Annotated in this window: 12 protein-coding genes; 5 read left to right on the top strand and 7 right to left on the bottom strand. The window is 70.2% G+C overall.

Annotated features, from left to right (window positions below; translation table 11 throughout):
- Positions 1-247: 247 nt before the first annotated feature.
- The 4 genes from JL108_RS07130 to JL108_RS07115 all read right to left on the bottom strand — a co-directional run bounded on the left by JL108_RS07130 (position 248) and on the right by JL108_RS07115 (position 3,500).
- A complete protein-coding gene (locus JL108_RS07130; protein ID WP_205197623.1) occupies positions 248-922 on the bottom strand; it encodes a GntR family transcriptional regulator in 675 nt (224 codons plus the stop codon).
- Between the two features lie 134 nt (positions 923-1,056).
- Positions 1,057-1,764, bottom strand: coding sequence for a hotdog domain-containing protein (locus JL108_RS20430; protein WP_205197622.1), 708 nt, complete (start codon positions 1,762-1,764; stop codon positions 1,057-1,059).
- 24 nt (positions 1,765-1,788) lie between these two features.
- Positions 1,789-2,019, bottom strand: a complete 231-nt coding sequence (locus JL108_RS07120) for a biotin/lipoyl-binding carrier protein (protein ID WP_143912953.1) — start codon at positions 2,017-2,019, stop codon at positions 1,789-1,791.
- Entirely contained in the window at positions 2,016-3,500 is a 1,485-nt protein-coding gene (locus tag JL108_RS07115; protein WP_205197621.1) for an acyl-CoA carboxylase subunit beta, read from the bottom strand. Before JL108_RS07115 ends, JL108_RS07120 begins: the two co-directional genes overlap by 4 nt.
- A gap of 318 nt (positions 3,501-3,818) precedes the next feature.
- On the opposite strand from JL108_RS07115, the gene fabG reads away from it, so the two are divergent.
- From fabG to JL108_RS07090, 5 genes are all read left to right on the top strand, one after another.
- Complete coding sequence (gene fabG, locus JL108_RS07110; protein WP_307837214.1) at positions 3,819-4,574, top strand: 3-oxoacyl-ACP reductase FabG; 756 nt, start codon at positions 3,819-3,821, stop codon at positions 4,572-4,574.
- Position 4,575: 1 nt separating this feature from the next.
- Complete coding sequence (locus JL108_RS07105) at positions 4,576-5,598, top strand: phosphotransferase family protein (protein ID WP_205197620.1); 1,023 nt, start codon at positions 4,576-4,578, stop codon at positions 5,596-5,598.
- A gap of 108 nt (positions 5,599-5,706) precedes the next feature.
- Complete coding sequence (locus JL108_RS07100; RefSeq protein ID WP_205197619.1) at positions 5,707-6,327, top strand: TetR/AcrR family transcriptional regulator; 621 nt, start codon at positions 5,707-5,709, stop codon at positions 6,325-6,327.
- A gap of 235 nt (positions 6,328-6,562) precedes the next feature.
- The gene (locus JL108_RS20425) at positions 6,563-7,177 is read left to right on the top strand and encodes a type IV toxin-antitoxin system AbiEi family antitoxin (protein WP_205197618.1); all 615 of its coding nucleotides are present in this window, start codon (positions 6,563-6,565) and stop codon (positions 7,175-7,177) included.
- Positions 7,174-7,938 carry a nucleotidyl transferase AbiEii/AbiGii toxin family protein gene (locus tag JL108_RS07090; protein ID WP_205197617.1) on the top strand — a complete coding sequence of 255 codons (765 nt, stop codon included), beginning with the start codon at positions 7,174-7,176 and terminating at the stop codon, positions 7,936-7,938. Before JL108_RS20425 ends, JL108_RS07090 begins: the two co-directional genes overlap by 4 nt.
- Positions 7,939-8,074: 136 nt before the next feature.
- Here JL108_RS07090 and JL108_RS07085 read toward each other — a convergent pair whose 3' ends face one another.
- The 3 genes from JL108_RS07085 to JL108_RS07075 form a co-directional block, all read right to left on the bottom strand.
- Positions 8,075-8,557 carry a hypothetical protein gene (locus tag JL108_RS07085; protein ID WP_205197616.1) on the bottom strand — a complete coding sequence of 161 codons (483 nt, stop codon included), beginning with the start codon at positions 8,555-8,557 and terminating at the stop codon, positions 8,075-8,077.
- 257 nt (positions 8,558-8,814) lie between these two features.
- Positions 8,815-9,240 (bottom strand): holo-ACP synthase, encoded by a 426-nt coding sequence (locus JL108_RS07080; RefSeq protein ID WP_205197615.1) that lies wholly within the window; start codon positions 9,238-9,240, stop codon positions 8,815-8,817.
- Positions 9,241-9,246: 6 nt separating this feature from the next.
- Positions 9,247-18,339 carry a type I polyketide synthase gene (locus tag JL108_RS07075; RefSeq protein WP_205197614.1) on the bottom strand — a complete coding sequence of 3,031 codons (9,093 nt, stop codon included), beginning with the start codon at positions 18,337-18,339 and terminating at the stop codon, positions 9,247-9,249.
- Positions 18,340-18,345: the final 6 nt, after the last annotated feature.

The following is an 18,345-nucleotide window of genomic DNA, read 5'->3' as shown; positions in this document are numbered from 1 at the left end:
GATTCCAGTCACGACCCACGATCACGGTCGCATAGTGGATGCGGTATATGCTACACAGCATCGCGTATCTGTCAACGGTTCAGAGGTGTCCGCTTCCCTTCCGCGAAGGGGTCGGTCGTGAGGTGCTGCCAGGATCTCGCCGCCATGTGACGACGGCGCTACTACTGTGTGACGTCGCCCGTCCCCACGGACAGCACGAAGGGGCGGTGGCCGCGGCCACCGCCCCTTCGTGCTGCCTGCTGTCGGATCAGATGCTGTCGGCGAAGGCCCTCAGCACCCGATCCCGGACCGTGACGATGTGCTGACGCATCAGCGAGCCCGCGGCGTCGGCGTCCCCGCGCTCGACCGCCTCGACCACGTCGAGATGGTTCTCCGCACACTCCAGCGAGAAGGGAGCATCGGGCACATCGCGCTGGCGCAAGGCACTGGTGAGGTCATAGGCATCGCGAGTGAATCTGGCCAGGAGGTGGTTCTGCGTGGCTTGGGAGAGCGTGAGATGGAAGTTCTGATCGCCGGCCTTGAATCCCGAGCGGTCGTGATCCTCGACGGCCGCCTTCGCCTCCTCGGCGTGCACCCGGGCCTGGGCCACCAGCATGGCGTCCCCACGTTCCGCCGCGGCGCGGGCGACCTGGACCTCCAGGCCGGCTCTCACCTCGTAGGCGGAGATGATCGCGTCCTTGGACGCCGTCACCACCTGCTGGCCGCCGCCCGGTCCCCCCGAACGGATGAGCCCGACGTACTCGAGCCGCAACAGGGCCTCGCGGACGGGTGTCTTGCTGACCCCGAGTTCGCGAGCCAGGCCCGCCTCGGTCAGGCGCTGCCCCTCGGCGAAGCGGTTCGCGACGATCGCATCGCGCACCGCCGCATAGACCCGATCCGTCAGACTGAGTGGTCGGTCGCTGATCTTGTCGAGCACGCTCATCGGGTCTTCCTTTGACGAATGACTGCACGGCTCTCGGTGCCGCCGTGGCGGCTGAAACCCACCGCACAAAAGTACGATACACGGTATCTGACAGCTCCGCGTCCGATCTCAACGGGCGGGTGGCGGGGACGAACCTAGACGCGCAGACCCGAGGCGATGCCCTCGCGTTCGGCCTCCGAGAGCGCGCGAGAACGCTGGGTCGCCGGGTCGAAGCCGACGAGCACCGCCAGCGACGACACGGACACAGCACCGTCCACGACCAACTGCGCGCCGATCGCATAGGACGAGGTGCCGAGCCGGTCCACCCAGGCGCGCGACTCGACGACGTCGTCTCCGGTGATGGGGCGGACGAGGTCGACCGCGACCGTGGCGAGCACGACGCCACCTGGACCGGACGGCAAGAGCGTGGCCATGTACGGGATGCGCGACTCCTGCAGGAGCTCGAAGACCCTGGGCACCGAGACGGACCCATCGTGATCGAGATCGGAGGGACGCAGCGTCAACGGCTGTTCGGCGACACCGGCGGCGGGCTCCACTCGGTCCGGAGCGCCGAAGGACGACGTGACCGTGGCGAAGACCCGATCGCTCCCCCGCACGCCGATCCGCTGCACGAGCGAGTCCTCGCGGACCTGCGTGACGACCTCGACCGGCCGCCGGCTCAGCTGGATGGGGCGGCTGAACTCGACCACCACCGAACCGGGCCGGCGCCGCTCCACGACCCGATCGGCGATCAGCGCGTGCTCGGCCTGCGCGGCGTACTCGAGGTAGACGACATTGTTGACGTGGTTCAGCGAATCGATGTCGGCCCATCGCATGTGGATCTCATGGCGGTGCTCGTTCACCCCGCCGATCCTGTCAGAGAGCCGTCAGGCGCTGAGCGTGGCGTCGATCTCGGCGACCGGATCGCCCTCCTGGACGATCTGCCCCTCGGCGACCAGGATGCGACTCACATGCCCTGCCGCCGGCGCGACCACGGGGATCTCCATCTTCATGGTCTCCAGGATCGCGACGGTATCGCCGATCCCGACGGGATCGCCCTCGCGGGCCACGATCTTCCAGACATTGCCGACGATGTCGGCCCGTGCGGGGACGGTCACCGCTCGCCCTCCGCGTAGGTGAGCATGCGCAGCGCCTGGGTCATCCGGCCGCGGGTCTCCTCGGGCACGATGACATCGTCGACGATGCCAGCCTCGGCCGCGCCGTAAGGCCGGGCGACGTTCTCGCGGTACTCGGCCGCGAGCTCGTCGCGCAGCGCGATCGGGTCATCGGCCGCGGCGAGCGCACGGCGGTGCAGCAGCGCGACCGCGCCGCCAGGGCCCATGACCGCGATCTCGGAATTCGACCACGCCCACGTCATGTCCGCGCCGAGCGACTTGGCACCCATCGCGATGTAGGCGCCGCCGTAGGCCTTGCGCACGACGACGGTGAGCTTGGGCGAGTCGGCATCCACATAGGCCTTGAGGACCTTGGCGCCATGCGTGATGACGCCGCGGCCCTCCTCGACCGTGCCCGGGAGGAATCCCGGGACGTCCACGAAGGTGAGCACGGGCACGCCGAACCGTCCGCAGAACTCGACGAAACGAGCGAGCTTGACCGAGCTCTTGGCATCGAGGATGCCGCCCCGGCAGGCCGGCTGGTTGGCGACGACACCGACGGGGCGCCCGTCGAGACGGCCGAAGAGCGTGAGGATGCTGCCGGCATGGCCGGGCATCAGCTCGAGGCGGGCACCGTTGTCGAGCACGCCGTCGACGAGCTGGTTCATGTCGAAGACGACCGAGGCCTTGGCCGGCACGAGGTCGGGCAGTGCCTCGGCAGCGCGCGGGTTGGCGGGGACGGCTCCGCTGACCTGCTGGGCGCCACCGGCGTGCGAGGGCAGGAAGGACAGCAGCAGGCGCGCCGATTCGAGCGCCTCGACCTCGGACTCGACCTCGAGATGGGCGACGCCGCTGGTCTCGGTGTGCAGGCGCGAGCCGCCGATCTCGTCGGCCGTCGCGTCCTCACCCGTGGCGGCCTTGACGATGTCCGGACCCGTGAGGAACATGTGCCCCTGGCCCTTGACCATGATCGTCCAGTCGGTGAGCGCCGGCGAATAGGCCGCGGCGCCCGCGCACGGGCCGAGGATGAGGGAGATCTGCGGGATCCGGCGCTGCGCCTCGACATTGAGCGCGAAGATGCCGCCGCAGCCGTGGAGCGCGAGGATGCCGTCGGGCACGCGGGCGCCGCCGGAGTCGTTGATGTAGACGATCGGGAAGCCGCGGTCGATCGCGAGCCGCTGGGCGGCCATGATCGCCTCGGCCATGACCTCGCCGATGGCGCCGGAGGCGACCGCGGCGTCGTGCGATGCGACGACGACGGGCCGGCCGTCGACGAGTCCCCAGCCGGTGACGACGCCACTGCCGCCGCCGTGGGCCGAACGCATCGGAGTGGTCTCGTTGAACGTGCCGTCGTCGAAGAACAGCTCGACGCGTTCGCGGGCGGTGTGCACCCGCTTGCCGCGGGGCTCGACGCGCGCGAAGCGCTCGTCCCGGCGGTGTGCGAGTGTCGCGCGGTGGTCGGCCACCTGCTCGATGTCGGTCACAACGACTCCTAAAACGTGAGGGTTTCCTCAACTATAGGGCAAACATGAGGGATTCCTCATCTTCTTGGCGAATCCGGCATGTGATGTCCCCCACCCACGGCAAGTGCTAGAGTGCGAACTAAGCAAGCGCTTAGAGTTTCGCGGATCGACGGTCCCTCGGTGATTGAGTAGCCGCGAGGAACGAGCGGCATATCGAAATCACCCACGCGACGTGGTCTCGATACGCTCCCTCGTTCCTCGGTCGCACTCGACCACCGACTATCTCCCTATCGTCCGTGGCCTCTTCGCACCATCGTCTTCCGACGGAAAGGGATCATCGTGTCCGAGACTCGTACCGCCATCGTCACCGGAGCCGCCCGGGGCATCGGCCGGGGCGTCGCCCAGCGCCTCGCCGCCGACGGCCTCCAGGTGGCCGTCCTCGACCTGGACGAGGCGGCCTGCGCCGACACCGTCGAGGCCATCACCTCCGCCGGAGGCATCGCGATCGCCGTGGGGGCGAATGTCGCCGATGCCGATAGCGTCGAGGCCGCCGTCGAGCGTGTCGCCTCCGAACTGGGCGCTCCCACCGTGCTGGTCAACAATGCCGGCATCATCCGCGACAACCTGCTGTTCAAGATGACGGTCGACGACTGGGACGCCGTCATGGGCGTGCACCTGCGTGGCGCGTTCAACATGACCAAGGCCGTGCAGAAGCACATGACCGAGGCGAAGTTCGGTCGCATCGTCAACCTGTCGAGCACCTCGGCCCTCGGCAACCGCGGCCAGGCCAACTACTCCGCCGCCAAGGCCGGCATCCAGGGCTTCACCAAGACCCTCGCGATCGAGCTCGGCAAGTTCGGCGTGACCGCCAATGCGATCGCCCCCGGCTTCATCCAGACCGACATGACCGCCGCGACCGCCGAGCGGATCGGCGTCGACTTCGACGACTTCATCAAGTTCAGCGCCGAGCAGATCCCGGTCCAGCGCGTCGGCCAGCCCGAGGACATCGCGCACACGGCCGCGTTCCTCGTCAGCGAGGGCGCGGGCTTCGTCTCCGGCCAGGTCATCTACGTCGCCGGCGGACCGAAGGACTGACATGACCGAGGGCCTCGACACAGGAGCGCTCGCCCGGTGGATCGACGCCGAGCGGCCCGGGGTGCTGGACACCTCCGGGCCGCTCACGGCCACGCTCATCACCGGCGGCAAGTCCAATCTGACCTACCGCGTCAGTGACGGCGCGCGCGAGATCATCGCGCGCCGGCCACCGCTCGGACATGTCCTCGCCACGGCGCATGACATGTCGCGCGAGTACCGGGTGATGAGCGCCCTCGCCGACACCTCGGTCCCGGTGCCGGCCACCTACGGGCTCTGCCAGGACGACTCCGTCATCGGCGCGCCCTTCTATCTGATGGAGAGCGTCGCCGGGACTCCCTTCCAACGCGCCGAGCAGCTCGAGAAGCTCGGGGAGGAGCGCACCCGCGCGATCTCCGAGCGGCTCGTCGACACCCTCGCGGCCCTGCACGAGGTCGACTACACGGCGGTGGGGCTCGAGGAGTTCGGCCGCCCCGACGGTTACCTGGAGCGTCAGGTCCGTCGTTGGAAGAAGCAGCTCGACGCCTCACGGAGCCGGGAGATCGACGGGATCGACGAGCTGTACGCACGGCTGGAGCGGTCCATCCCGCAGTCCGGTGACGGCACGATCGTGCACGGCGACTACCGGCTCGACAACGCGTTGGTCGACGATGCCGATCAGATCACGGCGGTGCTGGACTGGGAGATGAGCACGCTCGGCGATCCGCTGACCGATGTGGCGCTGATGGTGGCGTACCAGAACCTCGCGTTGCACGACAGTGGCGACTCTCCCGCCTCGGTCACCGACGCGCCCAAGGCTCCCGGTTATCTGTCGGTCGACGCGGTCATCGATCGGTACGCCACGACCTCCGGGCGCGATCTGGGCGAGCTCGGCTTCCACCTCGGGCTGGCGTACTTCAAGCTGGCGGTCATCCTCGAGGGCATCTACTACCGCTACATCCACGGGCAGACGCTCGGCGAGGGCTTCGACCACATCGGCGACTCGATCTTCCCGCTCGTGCAGCACGGCCTCGACGCCACGGCGTGATCGAGACGGCCGCCGGAGGGATCCCCGCGAGGGCGATTCTCCGGCGGCCGTGTCGTTGCTGTCGCACCACAGAACTGACCTCCGGCTCCGGTTCTGTACCCTAGAGACGTGACCGCGCAGATCCTCGAGCCCCGGAGGCGCCCCACCCAGGAGCGCAGCCAGCTCAAGTTCGATCATCTGCTGCAGGTGTCGCGCGAACTTCTGCTGGACGTCGGCTTCGAGTCCTTCACCTGCGAAGAGGTCGCCCAGCGCGCCGGGCTTCCCATCGGGACGCTCTATCAGTTCTTCCAGAACAAGTACGTCATCGTCTGCGAGCTCGACCGCCAGAACGCCGTCGCCGTTCGCGAGGAGCTGGGGCGCCTGACTGCGGCGCTCCCCACCCTGGACTGGCTGGTCCTGCTCAATCGCCTGGTCGACCACATGGCCCGGCTCTGGATCGAGGACCCGTCCCGTCGAGCGGTCTGGATGGCGATGCAGTCCACGCCGGCCACCCGCGCCACCGCCGCCGTCACCGAACGCGAGCTGGCCTCCGATGTCGCCTACGCGCTCGGCCCCCTCACCCCGGGCACCCCGCGCGAGCGCCGCCAGATCATGGCCGAGGTGCTGGTCTACGTCGCCTACTCGATGCTCAACTTCTCCGTGCGCGACGGCCAGGAGCACACCGAGGCCGTCATCGAGCTCAAGCGCCTGCTGAGCGCCTACCTGCTCGCCTCCCAGCCCCACGCCTGAGACACGCGCGTCAGCGGCCGAAGAGCTTGCCTAGCCGGCCCTTCTCCTGTGAGACCGATGCGGTCGGCGAGGTGCCGAGATAGTGGACGACCTCCGCACCGATGATGATGCATCGGGGCGGCTATAACAGCCGTTACGCATCATCATCGGTCCCGGCAAGGCATGCGAGCGGGTCAGCCACTATGCAGATCGTAGCCCTTGGTGCTACGATCTGCATAGTGAAAGGAGGTCTCCCGTGACTGCTCCTCAGTTGATCGCGCGTGCGCCCCTGCGCACCCTCCGGCCGCGTGATCTCAGCGATGCCTTCGCCAATCCGCGAGCGGTCATCTCCCATCACCTCGGCACAGGTGCCCTCGCACGTCTCGCCGCCGGATATGTCATGGCCGTACCGGATGATGCGGAGCCGGGGTGGCGGCCATCCCCGGAGACCGCGGGCGCCGGCATCGCCGCCGCGATCTACGGCATCGACCACATCGTCATGATGGGGATCTCCGCCGCCCGGATCCACGGGGCGTTCCCCCGCGCCATCGGAGATGTCGTCATCGCAGCCCCACGACAGCATCGACCCCTAGTTCTCGACGATGGCGGGAGGCTCCACATTGTTCAACGGCAGACCGCTGCTCTCGATGCCCGTCTCGAAACCTTGGACACCGGCCGAGTGTTGGTCACCACCGTCGAGCAGACGGCGCTCGACCTCGCTCGTCACCCAGGGCGTGGCGGTCATCCCGAGGAGGCAGCCGCCGCGCTACGGAACCTCCTCCCCCGCCTCGATCACGACCGTCTGACACGTATCACCGCTGAACAACACGGAATGGGCGCTGCCCTCGAACGGATCGAGGCGCTCACATGATCCGCGCCAACGATCTCGTCCGTGTACGCGAACAGTTCGGCGTCGCCGATGCACAGGTCGTCCGCGACCATGTGATCTCTCACCTTCTCGCCGCACTCAGTCAGATGCCGGGTCAGGGCGAGCTCGTGTTCTTCGGAGGGACCGCGCTGTCGCGGACTCTGCTCCCGGACCTTCGGCTCAGCGAGGACATCGATCTCCTCACGACCGCTCGCCGCTCGGACATCGCCCCACGGATGATGGAAGCCATCGACGATGGACTCGCCCGCAGCCACGGTTCCGTCGAATGGTTCCCGCCGCTGCATCAGACGCGGGGCTCCGGCCCTGCCGTCCTCCGCGTGGCGGACGCCACCACGGTCCAGATCCAACTGCTGTCATACATCAACTATCCGCGGTGGCCGACGCTTGAGGTCGACCTCGAGCAACGCTACGGTGACGCTCCACCGGCGCGGATGAAGGTACTCACGCCCGCGGCCTTCGTCGCGGCGAAGCTCGCCGCATGGCGCGACCGCAGGGCGCCCCGCGACCTCTACGACCTCTGGGCTCTTGCCGATGCCGGCCATGTCACTGCCGAGTCGCTCGATCTCTATGTCCGCATGGGACCGACCGGCCAGCCCTCGACGTCCGGTGATTTCGTCGATCTACCGAGCGACGGCGCGTGGTCCGCGGCCCTCGCCCATCAATGCCGGATTCAGGTCGACGCCCCGACCGCGGCGCGGAGAGTCAGCGAAGCGCTACGTCGCGCGGGTGATCTCGGCGGGTAGATGTCGGGCTCGCTTGCGTCGGCGCGTGATGTCCCGGCTGCGTCTCGGCGACCGAGGCCCGATGTCTGCCAGACGCCACGAGCGCGACCACGCGCTGATCCGCGCCAAGCGCTCCTGCCCCGGCGAGCGGAGCATGTCAGCCCGTCACCGACAGCAGGCCGAGGCCGAAGGCCGTGAAGACGCCGCCCCAGAGCACGACCGCGGCGATCTGCCAGACCATGACCTGCCGCCGCGCCAGGCCCACCGTCGTCATGATGAAGGCCGTCAGCGAGATCGCGAGCACCATCGGCGCGAGGAGGCTGGCGATCGGCACTCCCCATCGGTCGACGCGAGCGATGACCTTCTCCTGTCGAGGAGTGCGGGGCTGCTCGCGCTGACGCTCGCGGCGCTGCGCGATCCGGCTCCCGAGAGCGACCGCGACCACGACAGCGAGGACATTGCCGAGCACGGCCGCGACGAGGGCGACGGGAGCGGGCAGACCGACGAGCGTGCCCACGAAGGCTCCGACGTAGCTCTCCAGGAAGGGCACGACGCCGATCACCGCGACCACGAGGATCTGCAGGGCAAAAGGCAGCGAGTCGAAGCTGGATGCAAGGGACGACATCATGTCTCTGCTCATGGCCTCCACTCTTCCGGGCCCAGACCCACCCGCCCAGTGGGACGGCGTCACGGATGCGGATGACATCTGTCATGGGGCCCGAGCCTCCCGTCCACCGACGGAGGATGTGACTCGGTGGCTGCCCCGGCAACCCGCACATCACATCCTTCGTCGCCCGGTCACGAAGGATGTGCCTCTGTGGTCGTCATGACAACCACAGAGGCACATCGTCCGTCGTTCCTCGCAGCGCCGCGTACGCGACAGGCGAGCCGACGGCGCTAGGAAGGCGGGCGGGTGAGGGTGACGGTGGCGATGGCGTAGTCGCCGTCGTGCGAGAGGGAGACGAAGGCGGCGATGTCCTCGCCGAGGGCGGCCCGCACCTCCCCGTGCAGCACCAGCCGGGGCCGTCCCCAGGCATCGGTGACGACCTCGATCAGGTGGTGGATCTCCTCGCCGAGCACCGGAGCCCTCCCCCACAGGGACTCCGACCAGGCCTTGACGAAGGCCTCCTTGGCGGCCCAGCGCGCCGCCAAGGACGCGACCTCGGCGGCGCGAGACGCGGAGGCATCGGCAAGGAAGCTCCGCGCATCGCGCCGCTCGCCGGGTGTGAACACCCGGTCGACCCACGTTCCGGGACGCTGAACCTGGTCAGCGAATCCCGGAACGTGGACGAGGTCGACCCCAGTGCCGATGACGACCCCCATCGCGCATTACCGGCACTGGTAGACACCGTCAGCGCCGAGCCGCGCCTCCGGGTCGATCAGCATGGCGGCCTCGCGCTCCCGCGCGCCCGCCTCGCCGAGACGGCGACCGGCGGGACGACGGTAGAGCGGAGATCCGCCGTACATGGCCTCGGTGAGCCGCATCCGGCCCTCGATCTGACGCTGCTCGGCCCGATCGAGGTACGCCGCGCGCTCCTCGGCGGGCAGCGCCTCGACGAAGGCCTGCGGATGCACGACGGCCAGCAGACCCGCCACGTGGCCGAAGCCGAGACTCGTGACCAGGCCGGCCTTGAGAGGCCCAGTGGCCAGCGGCTCGCGCAGCCACACCAGGTGCTCGTGCTCGGCGAGGTCGTCCATGACGCAGTCCAGCGAACGGTTCGGCGGCACGACACCGGCCGAGAGCACCTGGCACAGGCCGATCAGCTGGAAGGCCGCCGCGCCGCCCTTGGCGTGACCGGTCAGCGTCTTCTGGCTCATCACGTACAGCGGGTTGCCGTCGCTGCGTCCGAGCGCTCCGGCGAGACGCTCGTGCAGCTCGGACTCGTTGCGCTCGTTGACGCCCGTCGAGGTGTCGTGCTTGCTGAGCACCGCGATGTCGTCGACACCGACGCCGAGACCGGCGAGGGACATCGCCAGCTGCGACGAGCGACCACCGCGGCCCGCGGCGAGGGCACCGAGGCCCGGCGCCGGGATCGAGGTGTGCACGCCATCGGCGAAGGAGCTGGCGTAGGCCAGGACGCCGAGGACCGGCAGTCCCAGCTCGGCCGCGAGGGAGCCACGGGCCAGCAGCACCGTTCCGCCGCCCTGGGACTCCACGAACCCGCCGTAGCGACGATCGTTGGCCCGGCTAAAGTAGCGGTCCTCGAGACCCTTGGCGGCCATGACCGACGAGTCGGCCGTCGCGGACATGTCGCCGAAGCCGACGATGCCCTCGACCGACAGATCGTCGAAGCCGCCGGCGACCACGAACTCGGCCTTGCCGAGCTTGATCTTGTCCGCGCCCTCCTCGACCGAGACGGCCGTGGTGGCGCAGGCGGCGACCGGGTGGATCATCGCGCCGTAGCTGCCGACATAGGACTGCACAACATGCGCCGCGATGACATTCGGCAGCGCCTCCTGCAGGATGTCGTTGGCCTTGGACTCGCCCAGCAGCGTGTCGATGTACAGCGAGTGCATCGAGCTCATGCCGCCCATGCCGGTGCCCTGGGTGTTGGCCACCAGCGTCGGGTGCACCCAGCGCAGCAGCTCGGCAGGCGAGAAGCCATTCGACAGGAACGCGTCGACCGTGCAGACGATGTTCCAGAGCGCGACCCGGTCCACGGACTCGACCATCTCGGCCGGGATGCCCCAGACCGTCGGGTCGAAGCCGGTGGGGATCTGGCCGCCCACGGTGCGCGACAGCTTCATCTTGCGCGGCACGCGGATCTCGGTGCCCGCCTTGCGGGTGACCGTCCACTCGCCGTCGGCATCCTGGGAGATCACCGTGCGCTCGGGATCGGCCTCGCGCATCGCCCGCGCCTCGGCCTCACCGGACACGGTGAAGGAGAGGTCCTCCTCCAGGTAGACCGAGGTCAGCAGCGGCGCGGCGTTGTCGGTCATTGAGCCGTCGTCGGCGTACCGGCGCACGCCGACCCGCTCGCGCACGGCCTCCTCGTAACGGTCGGCGATGTCCTCCTCGGCCACGGGATCGCCGCTCTCGGCGTCGTACCAGCCGCGATTGACGTCGTCCCAGGTCAGCAGGCCCGTGGTCCAGGCGAGCTCCAGCACCCCGGCCGCGGACAGCCGATCGCTGACCTCGACCTCGAAACGCGTGCGCGCCGAACCGTAGGGACCGAGCTCACCGGCCCCGACGATGACGATCATGTCGTCGAGGGAAGTGGTGACCTCGCCCCACTCGGGGGTCTCGACCACGTCGAGCTGGGCGGGCGAGCCCGGCAGCGCCGCGATCGTGACAGTGGTCTCGATACGGCCCTCGTTCCTCGCGCCTACTCGACCACCGGAGTCCTCGGCGATGGCGGCGAGGTCGAGCTCGACATCACCGAGGCCGGCGGTCAGGTCGACCTCGACCGGCGCCTGGACAGCCTGTTCCCGGGCGTCGTCGACACCGCGAGTGAGCAGCGCCTCGGCCATCTCGTCGGTCGACCAGGTGCGGACGCCGAGCGCCTCGACGGCCTCGACCATCGGATCGTTGCCGCCCATGAGGCCGGTGCCGCGGACCCAGCCGATGATGGCGTGGGCCAGCGTCGTGCGACCGCTCCAGGAGCGCTCCGAGCTCCACTTGGCCACGAGCGCGTCGAGCGCGGCCTTGGCCTCGGCGTAGGCGCCGTCGCCACCGAACATGCCGCGGTTCGGCGAACCCGGCAGGACGACGTGCAGACGCCGGGTCAGGTCGCGATCCTGGACGTGCTCGGACAGCACACCCACGAGCCGCTCGACCGACCAGAGCAGCACACGCATCTCCAGCTCAGCACGCGGACCGGCGTCGGTCGTGTCGCCCATGACCCGGCCGGCCGCGAAGGGGAACAGCAGGGTCGGGGTCAGCGCCGGCTTGGACACCGTCGTGACGCCGGCCGCGGTCTGGGTCTGCTCCGATCCGATCCACGCGGCGAGCGCGTCGACATCGGCGAAGGACGCCATATTGGCCGGAACGACCCACAGCGCCGCACCCTGGCGGGCGTAGTCGCGGTAGAGCTGCTTGAAGAAGGCGAGCTTGCGCCCGTCGACGCCCGACGTGGTCGCGACGACCGTGGCGCCCTCGGCCAGCAGACCGCCGACGACACCCGCGGCTATCGAGCCGCGGCTGGCACCGGTCACCACGGCGACCTCGTCGGCGTAGCGACCCGGGGTGCTGTCCTCGGCCTCGGCCGCGATCCGCTCGAAGCGCGGAGCCAGACCGTTGCCGGCATGAGCGGCCCACCAGCGTGCCTGCCCGGCCACCGTCGCGCCGGCTCCGACGAAGGAGCCGGTGACATCGGCACCGTGGGCGATGCGTGCGAGATCCTCGCGGGCGCTGGCCCACCGGTCGTCGAGCACGAAGGCCTTCTTCTCATCGAAGGCCGGCGCGGTGGATTTGACCCAGTCCGAGCCGAGCTCGGCCTCGACCCGCTCGAGCACGCGCGCGGCCTGCTCGTCGGTCTCGACCTCCGTCGGGATCTCGCTGAGACCGAGCTCGTCGAGCACGAGCCGCGCGGACTTGGCCAGCACGCCGTCGCGACCGGTGATCTGGTCGGTGAACTCCGCGAGCGCCTCGGCGTCCACGGTGGCACCGCCCCCACCCCCGGAGGCGGGGAGGTCCACGCTCACGCCGTGACGCGCGGCCACGGCCTTGACGCTGACATCGACCGCCGCGTCCACGTCGGCACCGCTGCTCAGCGAGCCGAAGGAGCCGAACTCCCCACCGCGGACGCTCGTGCCCTCACGGGTCGACATCGCGAGCTCGGCGAGCACGTGGGAGGCCCAGCCGGGGCCGAGCTGCCAGGTGCCGGTGACCCGATCGGTGACCGAGGCCGGCTTCTTGCCCGCCGGGCCCAGGACCTTCTTGAGGTGCTCCGAGATCGTCTCGGTCAACACCGGGCCGAAGGCCTTGTAGCCGCGGGCGAGACCCTTGACCTGCTGGCCCAGGGTCACGAGGTCCGCATCGGCCGCGCCGTCGATCGCACCGAGCGAGAGCTCGGCGCCGAGATCGACGAGCAGCTGATTGCGGCGGCTCGATGCGCCGTCGCACAGCGACTCGATGGAGTCGGCGGCACCGATCTGGTCGAGCCGCAGCTTGGTCCACCAGGCCACGAGGGTGCGGGTGGCCTCGGCGGCGTCGAAGGCGATGTCGTCCGGGCGCGGTCCTCCCGCGGGTGCGGCCGGGGCCGCGCCCTTCGATACACCGCCTCGTTCCTCGGCGGCACTCAGGGACCGGGCGTCTGAGGACGGTGCAGCCTCCTCGGCCGCCGGCGACACGTCGATGTCGTCGTCCTCGACCTCGGGCTGGTCCTCATCGGTCGCGAAGACGACAGACGCGTCGCGCTCGATATTGGCCACCTCGACGGTCCCGTACTCGCTCTCGGGGAGCTTGAGGGTCGACGAGGCGAGGTTGGCGACGGTCGGTGCCGAGCCGACACCGATCTCCACGAAGCGCTCGACTCCGAGGCCACCGCGCTCGACCGGCGTGAACATGAGGTCCTGGGTCTCGATCCAGCGCACCGGGCTGGCGAACTGCCAGGCGAGCAGCTCGATCAGCACGCGCCGGCACAGCGCACCGGGACGCGCCGTCCAGGCGTCGAAGTCGGCGAGCACCTCGCGCAGCGGTGCGGAATCGACCAGTTCGGCGATCTCGACGACGAAGTCGCGGTCGAGGCTGAACGGACGCGGCACCAGGTTCGGGATGTACCGGCCGGCGAGGATGGCCGGATCGATATCGGCGGGCAGCAGCTCGTCGAGGCGATCGCGGAAGTCCGGGACGCCGCCGTGCAGGACCCGGGAGTGGAAGGGCACGTCGATGCCCGGCACCAGGATGAACGCGGCCTTGCCGCCGAACTCCTCGCGGCGGCGGGCGATATCGCGCTCCAGCTCCTCCAGGCCCGCCACCGTGCCCGCGATGGCGTACTGCGAGCCGCGCAGGTTGTAGTTGACGATCTGCAGGAACTCACCGGTCTGCTCGGCGATCCTCTCCACATAGGTCGTGACCTCGTCATCGGCCAGGCCGATCTGCGAGGGACGGATGGCCGCGAGCCGGTAGTCGCTGCGTCCCTGCGCATCGCGCGGCACGAGCGTGTGCATGACCGAGCCGCGCTGGAACACGACTTCGACGACGGCCTCGAGCGGGATGACACCCGACACGGCGGCGAGGGCGTTGTACTCGCCGACCGAGTGGCCCGCGAGGATCGCACCCTCGACGAAGGCGCCGGACTCCCGGAGCTCGGCCATCTGGGCGGCACCGAGCACGGCCATCGCGACCTGCGTGAACTGGGTCAGGTACAGCACACCGTCGGGGTGGCGGTGCGTGACACCGTGCGCGGTCAGCTCGGTCGGGTTGTCGCGAACGACCGTGAGGATCGAGAAGCCGAGCGCGGAACGGGTGTGCGCGTCGGCGCGGTCCCAGATCTCGCGGGCAGCCTTGGAGCGCTGGTAGCCCGCCATGCCCATGCCCTGGCTCTGGATGCCCTGGCCGGGGAAGGCGTAGGCCGTGCGCGGGGCAGCCAGCCGGGCGCTGGCGGCCATGACGACCTCGCCATCGGCGCGAACGGTGACGTCGAGGACCTCGGCGCCCGCGTCCAGGCCCACGCGGTCGGCACGGATGTCCACATCGGCACCCGGGCGGACCGGTGCCATGAATCGGGTGGTCCAGCCCTCGAGGCGACGACCGGTCTGTGCCACCACCTGCTGCTGGGCGGCAGCGGAGGTCCACATGCCGTGCACGATCGGCGCGCCGAGTCCGGCCAGGCGCGCCGCGGCGATGCTGGTGTGGATCGGGTTGTGGTCGCCGGTGACGGCGGCGAAGGCACGCAGGTCGGTCGGAGCCGCCACGGAGGCGGTCGCCCGCTTGCGGCGCGGGGTGTCGCGGACATCGTCGCCGAGCACGCCGCCGGCGCGCACGGGATCGGCCAGGTCGCCCTGTCCGGCCCGGCCGCGGATCGCGAAACGCTCGGTGAGCGCGGCGACCTCGCCGGAGCCCGCCACGATGTCGACGTCCACCGTCACCACGCGACCGTAGGAGGAGTCGACCACGCCGCGCAGCGTCGCGGTGATGGTCAGCTCGGCGCGCTCGCCCGGGATCTCCCCGATCGCGATCGCGTGATCCAGGTGGACGAGATCGAGCATGCCCTCGACGACCGGGGTACCCGCGTCATCGGTCGCGTCGCCGATCACGGCGAACACGGCGGGCCAGGCGAGACCGACCAGGACATCGGGGGCCGGATGGGCACTGGGCTCGACCGGCGCCCCCGACACGGCGGCGTGATCGGCGCGCAGGTCGGGAGTCCAGGCGGCGGTGAGGCGTGCGACGCCGTCAGCCGCCTCGGGGACCGAGCCACCGGCCGCGCGGGCGGCCAGAGCACGCATCGCCTGCGCGGCATCGGACTGGGTGACGACGGGGCTTCCGCCCCAGGCGACCGTGTCCTCGACGCGGATCGGGAGGGTCAGCCGCTCGCCGCCGGGCAGCGGCACCCGCAGCTCGACGAGGGCCGACGAGGCGCCGAGCTCAGCACCCGTCTCGGGATGCTCGGCGGTATCGGGGCCGGTGACGACCCAGCCGGTGCCGAGCCGGTGCACGGGATTGCCGACGGTACGGCCCGCCCAGAGGACATCGGGCGAGGCGAGGACGAGTGCGAGCGACTCGACGATGCCGTCGACCTCAACGCGACGTCGACCCGCGACCCGCTCCGGTGCGGAGCCGGCCGCGAGGAGAGCGTCGATGACCTCGTTCTCGAAGCGCTGGAGCAGATCGGCGACGGGCTCGTCGACGCGCGTGATGCCGGCGACCGAGCGCGTGCCCGGGATGATGCAGACCTCGTCGGCGCTGTACCGGGCGTCGTGGGCCTGCCACAGCGAGTCCGAACGCCACCAACGGCGCACGTCGGCATCGATGACGGGCACGAAGTTGACCGGCTTGCCGGGACGCTTGCACAGCTCGACGAAGAAGGCCTCGTCGGCGGGGTGCAGGACGACGTCCTCGGCGGCCGGGTGAGCATCGAACAACGTCGCGAGGGCGGCGAAACCGTCCTCGACATCCTCCGCCGCGGGGAAACGGGTGGGGATCGGGCCGCGGTCCTCGTCGGCGAGACGTGCCTCGGCGCGCTGGACCATCGCATGGAAGCGGTCGCGCAGCGTGACATCGAGCCATTCGGGGTCGCCATCGGCCGACGTGCCCGACAGCTCGACGAAGCGGCGCAGCCACTGGGCGTAGGTCATGTCGCGGACATCGCCGAAGTAGGGCTTGGCGGTGCGATCGATCGCCTCGACGATCTCGTCACGGCGAGCGGCGACGGCCTCGGCATCGCCGGCGACCTCGTCGAGCAGACGGCCGGTGCGCGAGGCGGTGTTGTCGATCTCGTGGATGTCGGCGCCGAGCTGGCTGCGACCGGAGGCCATGCCGCCGGTCGCCGTGCCCGCGCCGACCCAGGCGCCGGTGCCGCGGGTGTCGACGAGGAGCTGCTTGACCTCCGGCGAGGTCGTCGCCTCGAGGGTGGCCATCGCGGCGGTGCCGACGAGGACGCCGTCGAGCGGCATCGCCGGGAACCCGTGGCGGCGCGACCACTCGCCGGTGAGGTAGGTGGAGGCCGCCTCGGGCGTGCCGATGCCGCCACCGACGCACACGACCACATTGGACTGCGCGCGCAGGTCCGCGTAGGTGGCCAGGACGAGATCGTCGAGGTCCTCCCAGGAGTGGTGGCCTCCGGCGCAACCGCCTTCGATCTGGACGATCACCGGCAGCGGGGCGAGCTCACGCGCGATCGCCAGGACCTGACGGATCTGTGCGACGGTGCCGGGCTTGAACACGACATGGGCGATGCCGACCGAGCGCAGGTCCTCGACCAGATCGACGGCCTCGTCGAGCTCGGGGATGCCGGCGGTCACGATGACGGCGTCGATCGGGGCCCCGTTGGCGCGGGCGCGCTGCACGAGGCGCTTCTGCCCGAGCTGCAGCTTCCACAGATAGGGGTCGAGGAAGAGCGAGTTGAACTGGTAGGTGCTGCCGGGGGTCAGCAACTCGTCGAGCTCGGCGACCCGGTCGGCGAAGATCTCCTCGGTGACCTGACCGCCTCCGGCGAGCTCGGCCCAGAAGCCGGCATTCGCGGCGGCGGCGACGATGGCGGCGTCGACCGTGGTGGGCGTCATGCCCGCGAGCAACACCGGCGACTTGCCCGTGAGCCGGGTGAAGGCGGTCTCGGCGACGGTGCGGCCGTCGCGCAGAGTGACGAGCCGGGGGGCGAAGGCCGACCAGGGCGTCGGACGCGCGGGAACGGCTCCCACGGCCGTCAGCTCACGGTGCCCGCGTCGCGTGGTGGTGGAGACGATGCCCGCACCGCGAGGCCGGGTCTCGGCGGCGCTGAGGCGCGCGGCGAGGTCGCCGGGCCCGAGGTCGAGGATCCACTGGGCCCCGGCGTCGAGCGCGCCTTCGAGCGCGGTGACCCAGTCGACCGGGTCGATGACCGAACGCTGCGCGAGGTCGCGGGCGACGGCGGCGTCGAGGCCGACGCGTCCGGCCCACTCGGCGACGAGGTCGGCGACCTCGGAGAGATCGGTGTGGTGGAAGGCGACACGCGCCGGCAGGGGCTCGATGACCGGGGCGAAGGGGGTCCCGCCGGTGGTCTTGCGGTCGCGCTCGGACTTCTCCTGGGCGGCGACGGCCTCGAGACGCGAGACCGCGCGATCGAGGTCGGCCTGCGGGCCGCAGAGGACGACCGCGCGACGGCCGTTGCGGATCCGGCATTCGACGCGGCTGCCCAGATCGGCGACGATCTCCTCGATACGCGCGGGATCGACATTGCTCACGCTCAGCATCGTCGACCCGAGCAGACCACGACGACGACCGACGATCTGGGTGGCGGCACCGACGAGGCGGGCCACCGCGAGTGCGGTGGTGAGGTCGAGGCCCCCGAGCAGATCGGTGACGAGCTGACCCTGCGAGTGGCCGATGACGGCGACCGGTCGGTGGTCAGCGGGATCGAGTCCTTGGCGACGCAAGGCGGCGAGGGCGGCCACCTGGGTGAGGGCGATGCCGGGCACGGAGGCGGCCGGCTCCTGCAGCGCCTCGGCGGACGGCACTGCCGCCGCCTCGTCGTCCTCGGCCGATTCGCCGACGGCGAGCGCGTCGACCCAGGCGAGCGGCGTGAAGGCGATGCCGGTGCGTGCGAGCTCACCGGCGACCGGCTCGAGGATCCGGTCGACCTCGCTCGTCACGGCGGCCAGATCGGACTCGAGCGCGAAGTCGCGCACGAGCTCGGCGAGCGGCGGCAACCACTCGCCGCCCTGTCCCGCGAAGGCGAGAGCGTAGGGGGTCGTCGAGCGAAGCTGGTCCACGAGCCGGGTGCCGCTGGTGGCATCGGGGCGGGTGGACGTGAGCGCAGGCGTGGGGTCGAGCGTCGTCATGAGAGC

Source organism: Aeromicrobium sp. YIM 150415, assembly GCF_016918125.1.
Taxonomy (GTDB): domain Bacteria; phylum Actinomycetota; class Actinomycetes; order Propionibacteriales; family Nocardioidaceae; genus Aeromicrobium; species Aeromicrobium piscarium.
The sequence above is the reverse complement of the archived record's forward strand: the minus strand, read 5'-3'. Positions and strand labels throughout refer to the sequence as shown.